This is a genomic window from Pseudoalteromonas sp. SIMBA_162 (assembly GCF_046535955.1).
Lineage (GTDB): Bacteria > Pseudomonadota > Gammaproteobacteria > Enterobacterales > Alteromonadaceae > Pseudoalteromonas > Pseudoalteromonas marina.
Genome location: NZ_JAWJBQ010000724.1, coordinates 1 through 256, shown reverse-complemented (window position 1 = coordinate 256; position 256 = coordinate 1). Strand labels below are relative to the sequence as shown.

Sequence of the window (256 nt, the reverse complement as noted above, 5' to 3'; positions counted from 1 at the left end):
ATAGGTATTCACGGACTCCAGGTTCACCATGTGACGAATCACGCCGTACTCGTCAGACACGCCGTTACCGCCGTGCATGTCGCGGGAAACGCGGGCGATATCCAGCGCTTTACCGCAGTTGTTGCGCTTGATCAGCGAGATCATTTCCGGCGCCCAGTTGCCGCTGTCCATCAGGCGACCCACCTGCAGGGCGGCTTGAAGGCCTAGGGTGATCTCCGTCTGCATATCGGCCAGCTTCTTCTGGATGAGCTGGTTG

The 256-nt window shown here is 59.0% G+C and carries 1 protein-coding gene; it reads right to left on the bottom strand.

Annotation, left to right across the window (positions count from 1 at the left end; all coding sequences use genetic code 11):
• Positions 1 to 256, bottom strand: a 256-nt coding sequence (locus R0J88_RS21570) for an acyl-CoA dehydrogenase family protein (protein WP_410901114.1), incomplete at both ends; no start/stop codon positions are given.